7 protein-coding genes are annotated in these 4,471 nt (G+C 51.7%); 4 read left to right on the forward strand and 3 right to left on the reverse strand.

Annotated elements, in window-relative coordinates:
* Positions 1-229 precede the first annotated feature (229 nt).
* Positions 230-766 carry a hypothetical protein gene (locus tag JNA92_RS25495; protein ID WP_233097288.1) on the forward strand — a complete coding sequence of 179 codons (537 nt, stop codon included), beginning with the start codon at positions 230-232 and terminating at the stop codon, positions 764-766.
* A gap of 82 nt (positions 767-848) precedes the next feature.
* Entirely contained in the window at positions 849-1,424 is a 576-nt protein-coding gene (locus JNA92_RS25500) for a hypothetical protein (protein ID WP_137108945.1), read from the forward strand.
* A gap of 435 nt (positions 1,425-1,859) precedes the next feature.
* On the opposite strand, the gene JNA92_RS25505 is transcribed toward JNA92_RS25500, so the two are convergent.
* The 3 genes from JNA92_RS25505 to JNA92_RS25515 all read right to left on the reverse strand — a co-directional run bounded on the left by JNA92_RS25505 (position 1,860) and on the right by JNA92_RS25515 (position 3,504).
* Positions 1,860-2,450: a hypothetical protein gene (locus tag JNA92_RS25505; protein WP_241807214.1), complete on the reverse strand. Its 591-nt coding sequence runs from the start codon at positions 2,448-2,450 to the stop codon at positions 1,860-1,862.
* A gap of 378 nt (positions 2,451-2,828) precedes the next feature.
* Entirely contained in the window at positions 2,829-3,077 is a 249-nt protein-coding gene (locus tag JNA92_RS25510; RefSeq protein WP_241807215.1) for a hypothetical protein, read from the reverse strand.
* Positions 3,078-3,084: 7 nt separating this feature from the next.
* Positions 3,085-3,504, reverse strand: a complete 420-nt coding sequence (locus JNA92_RS25515) for a hypothetical protein (RefSeq protein ID WP_241807216.1) — start codon at positions 3,502-3,504, stop codon at positions 3,085-3,087.
* Between the two features lie 72 nt (positions 3,505-3,576).
* Here JNA92_RS25515 and tnpB point away from each other — a divergent pair, with 72 nt between their 5' ends.
* Entirely contained in the window at positions 3,577-3,936 is a 360-nt protein-coding gene (gene tnpB / locus JNA92_RS25520) for an IS66 family insertion sequence element accessory protein TnpB (protein WP_019437365.1), read from the forward strand.
* Between the two features lie 18 nt (positions 3,937-3,954).
* Positions 3,955-4,471 (forward strand): IS66 family transposase zinc-finger binding domain-containing protein (locus JNA92_RS25525; protein WP_241807217.1); only part of this gene is annotated, 517 nt, incomplete at its 3' end.

The raw sequence follows: 4,471 nt of genomic DNA on the forward strand, positions 1-4,471 counted from the left end.
TTTTGGATAAGAGGTGCGCTGGCGCATGGTGATCCTTGCGATAAGGGCGATGGTGTCCACGTATTTTTAGGTGGACACCATCGCCCTTAATGCTGGGATTCTGAAGGTGTGTTGGCTGGCCGCTTACCTCAAATAGACCAGAGAGATAGGAATGAAACGGATCGCCGCAACACTCTGTGTCGCTCTATCCGTCGCAGGATGCGCCACTGAGCAGCAAACCTAGAAGGCAATGGCCACAATCGACGAATTCACTGACAAGACCACTATGATGGTCACCACAGGTGATCAGAGCACGCCGAGCCTGATCGTCACCCAGCCGCTGCACTTCTATCCCGTAGTTCGCAAGGAAGACGGCGAGATCTACGTCGGCATCATGTCCGGCGGCCGGCTCAAGGTGCCGGTCGGTACCGTTCAGTTGCGTATCGATCAGAACGATGCATGGACGATCACCCCGCAGGAGACGCCGGTGAGTATGGCCCCGTCGATACCGATGGCGCCGCTCGTTACACTCCAAGGGGAGCAGGCCGCGCTGGTCAACAACGCCCAGGAACAAGCGATGAAGTCCACGTCGCAACTGATGAGCTCGTACACTGTGACCGGCGGCGACAAAGCCAAACAGATCCTGAAGCAGATGGTATCCGGCCACATGATCAAGTACCGGACCGTGGGCATCAACCAGGCCGCGTCGATCAATGGAGAAGCCGTTATCGACCCATCGCTGGTCAAGTCACTTCGGGAGATCGGCATCGAGCCAGACCACCTGTGAGGCGCTCCCACATTATGTAAAAGCCCATCCAGCACTGGGCTTTTGAGACTACCATGATTTACTAGCATAGGATCAAGCTTAATTGGAGCAGGAAAAAAGCACCAAAAAGATTAAGGTTACGAGAGAGATCTTTGAACATAACTATTTGGGATCAATAGCACTTAATCAACTTGCTCAGGCGAGAAATGAGCAAGACGGCCATCGGTTCAGATGGATTCTGCCATCAATGGCGTTCTCCGTTTTCCGTGTTGAAGCAATTTGCAACGTTTACGGCAGGAAGCTTTTTTCGCATTGGGATCATTTCGAATCTACCTCATTCATCGGGAAAATCACGATGATTTCTGAGTTCTTAAAGATTGAGGTGAAATTCTCTGAAGAGCCGTGGCAGACACTAAACTTAATGAAAAGCTTTCGAAACGCGCTGGCACATGCTAAGCCCCAGAAAGCCTTTGAAATCCATGAGGTGGCTAAGGATTTTCCGCATAAGTTATTGCCATATCCAAAGTCAAAGAAAACCATCCTTTCCTATTCTTCGATAGAGAATGCGGAGCGCTTTGATGAAGTCGCTACCAGACTGGAGGTGATGTGGATGCACAATGCGCGAGTACTGAATTTTCTCGTGGATACTTCTGGAAGACCTGAATTTACAGAGGTGTGATTGACGTGTGAGTAAGACTAGCTAAATCGCTAAAAAATAGAGGCCTTTATGGGCCTCTTCTTGTAAGTTATTTGGAGCGTATGTATTTAATGGGCTTCGACTTGTTCGTATTAGGATAGGTTGGTTTCAGACCAATAATTTTAACAAGTGTTGGTCGAAGCAGACGTTGGATGCCGTTATAGAAGCTCTCGCGGTTTTTCGCTGTTTTGAACCTGATTGCCACAGGCCACTGCTTAAGGCGCTGATCAGTCAAGCCCTTCAAAGCACTAAACCCATGCTCATTCTTAACGCCTGCCCTGATTAAGTCGGCAAGTAGTTAAAATCTTTTCCGGATGGTCTGATCTGCCTTAGGTCAACTCTTACGCTATAGCTAAAGTATGTCATAAAAATCACTCCGCAGTCGGGTGAATACAGAAGGGCTTCACTACATAAAATTTAGCTAATTGATGGTGCATTATCGTAGCCAAAGTTTATTATGTCGGTGAGGTGCGAGGTTTTCGAAGGGGAGGTAAGTATTAGTCCCCCACTAACCGTAGTTGCTAATAAGTTAGCGCTTTCGTCCTCTTGAAGTTCGCGATACGTCTCAAGCATATGCTTATAGGTCTTCACCGACAGCCGCTCAGCGGCGTACCACAGATACAACTCACCCCATGTGATTTCGCACCAGCCCCAAGTCTGCACTTGCTCCAAGCGGGTTTCGAGGGTTTCACGATGACGTTTGAGCATTGGGCTACCTTGGCTAGGGAGTGATGATTGCAATATAGCAGCCACTAATCGATTAGCGCCAGCTAAATTTTTAGCGCCGATTGATGCTGCTGGCCACCCCAGGCCGTCATTGACGTTCAGCTTGTGAACGCCGGTCAGCCAACGTGATCGTTCATTCAGGTGCTTAAGGCAGCCCCATCCGCCAGTAGCTGAAGAGCCTGAAGGGTACACCGCTTTGGCATCGCGGATGGCTTGAAGCGCTTGCTGCATCAGCGGCTCGCCTGCCTCGACCATCTCTGTGAATGTGCGCCTCACAGTCATGGTGCTTGTCCACCTGATGCCGAATGAGAATTAGGGCGAGCCACCTCGATGTTAACCACTTTTTTTCACTGTTAACTACTGTGGTTTACAGTGAAAAAAAGTGGTTAACAAGCGGTGACCCAGCTCCAGCAGGCCGCCCACCTATACCCAGTTTTCCGCTCACTCTGGCCAATCTGCAGAGGGGAAGATCATCAGACATTGCGGGGGATAACCAGCCGTTGGGAAAACGGCACACATAATGGATGAATCACATCCCTGGCCCCCGACGCCCGGGACGTTGGCAGCACCCTGGACTGTGGAAGCAAGGGCATCATGCTGGCCTCTATCTCAATATAGTTCACATTGGCAGTGGAAAAGCAGTTCACGTAGACCCCATGATCAAGCCTGTGGCCAGTCCAACAGATCGCCCAACTCTTCCCGAGCCCACTGCACCCTATCCATCCTGCGATATGGATGATCAGCGGGCATCCGGATGAGGGATTCGAACCAAGCCGGGTCGAATTTGATGATTTCTTTGTGGATGTGCTCAAGCTCACCATTGCGCGGCTGCGACACTACGAACTCCATGCTCTCCAGCAATTCGGACGCTTCGCTGTCTTTGACGATTCGATGGCGGATGAAACTCATCTTGAGATCAAAATAAGGCGCCTTCGAACCGGGTACGTTCTTCGACCCCTAGCCGGCCAGCACTGCTGATTTCCGCCCCAGGCACCTCACTGCCAATGGCTTTCACCAGCTCAGCATTTCCGCTGACCTTCTGGCCAAACAGACGGGTGGCGTCCGACATGTAAGCAAAGATCCAAGGCACATTTCGAAGCGTCGCACCCACATAGAGGTAGCCGCGCTCCCCTTTGTAACGCTGCAGCATGCCTCTCAACGCGTTCTCAGAGAGGACCAGGTGGGTTTCTTTCTCCAAGATGTAAACAACGCGGTCAAACTGTTCGATCAATAGCTTAAGAATTTTCCGCGGGATGCCGTCAAAGCTGGCTTTTCGGTCAATCTTCTTGTGCTGACGAGGACTGAAGTACGGGCAATTGTTACGTAAGTGCTCCATGAACCCCACATTCAAAGCGCTTACCTGATGCCCGATGCTGTGCTCCCGATTTCCTTCTGGAGCCAGCCCTGCATGATGCGCCCCGACAGCAAAGTCGAAAAAGTCTACCTCTACCCCAAGCCTGTGGACTTTCGAAAGTCCATCGACGGCCTTACTGCCTTGGTAGAACTGGATATCAAAGTCGCCGTGTTCGACCCCGTGCTCTTCGTCTTCCTCAACAAGGCGCGTAATCGGATCAAAGTGTTGTACTGGGAGCGCAACGGCTTCTGCCTCTGGCTCAAGCGCCTGGAAGCCGAGCGCTTCAAAATGTCGCCTGAGCCCAGCGACGAAGCGATTGTCCTGACCGTCCAAGAACTCAATTGGCTGCTCGACGGTTTCGACCTTTGGCGCAACCGTCCTCATCAGGTTTTGACTCCGCGCTACGTCGCCTGACCCGGTATAATCCGCGGCATGATTTCCGTGCCCGACAATCTCCCAGACGATCCTGCCCTGCTCAAGCAATTATTGCTTGAGAGCTATGCTGCCCGTTTGCGCGAGCAGGAAGTCAATCAGGCCCACATCGTCCAAATTGACGATCTGAAAGAACAAATCAAGTTATGGCGTAACCGTTTCTTTGGCCGCAAGTCCGAGCAAACCGTCGATCCCAAAACGCCGCAACTGGCCATGTTCGATGAAGCGGAAAATGACCCTCTGCTGGCTGTAGTCGATGATGCCAATGAAGAAGTCGTTGTCCCGGTCAAGCGCCGTGGCAAGCGCAAGTCATTGGCGGCTAATCTGCCACGTATCGAAGTTATCCATGAGTTGCCCGAACACGAACTGACCTGCGCCTGCGGTTGCCGTAAGCATGTCATCGGCGAAGAAACCAGCGAGCAGCTCGATATCGTGCCGATGCAGATCCGCGTACTCAAACACGTGCGCAAGATCTATGGCTGCCGTGGTTGCGAGACTGCTCCTGTCACTGCTGACA

It is taken from the genome of Pseudomonas putida (genome assembly GCF_022627325.1).
Lineage (GTDB): Bacteria > Pseudomonadota > Gammaproteobacteria > Pseudomonadales > Pseudomonadaceae > Aquipseudomonas > Aquipseudomonas putida_X.

Excerpts from the sequence above, each read along its gene's own strand:
- JNA92_RS25495 (WP_233097288.1), top strand. The coding sequence starts at position 230 with ATGGCCACAATCGACGAATTCACTGACAAGACCACTATGATGGTCACC.
- JNA92_RS25505 (WP_241807214.1), bottom strand. The coding sequence starts at position 2,450 with ATGACTGTGAGGCGCACATTCACAGAGATGGTCGAGGCAGGCGAGCCG.
- JNA92_RS25510 (WP_241807215.1), bottom strand. The coding sequence starts at position 3,077 with ATGAGTTTCATCCGCCATCGAATCGTCAAAGACAGCGAAGCGTCCGAA.
- JNA92_RS25515 (WP_241807216.1), bottom strand. The coding sequence starts at position 3,504 with ATGGAGCACTTACGTAACAATTGCCCGTACTTCAGTCCTCGTCAGCAC.
- tnpB (WP_019437365.1), top strand. The coding sequence starts at position 3,577 with ATGATGCGCCCCGACAGCAAAGTCGAAAAAGTCTACCTCTACCCCAAG.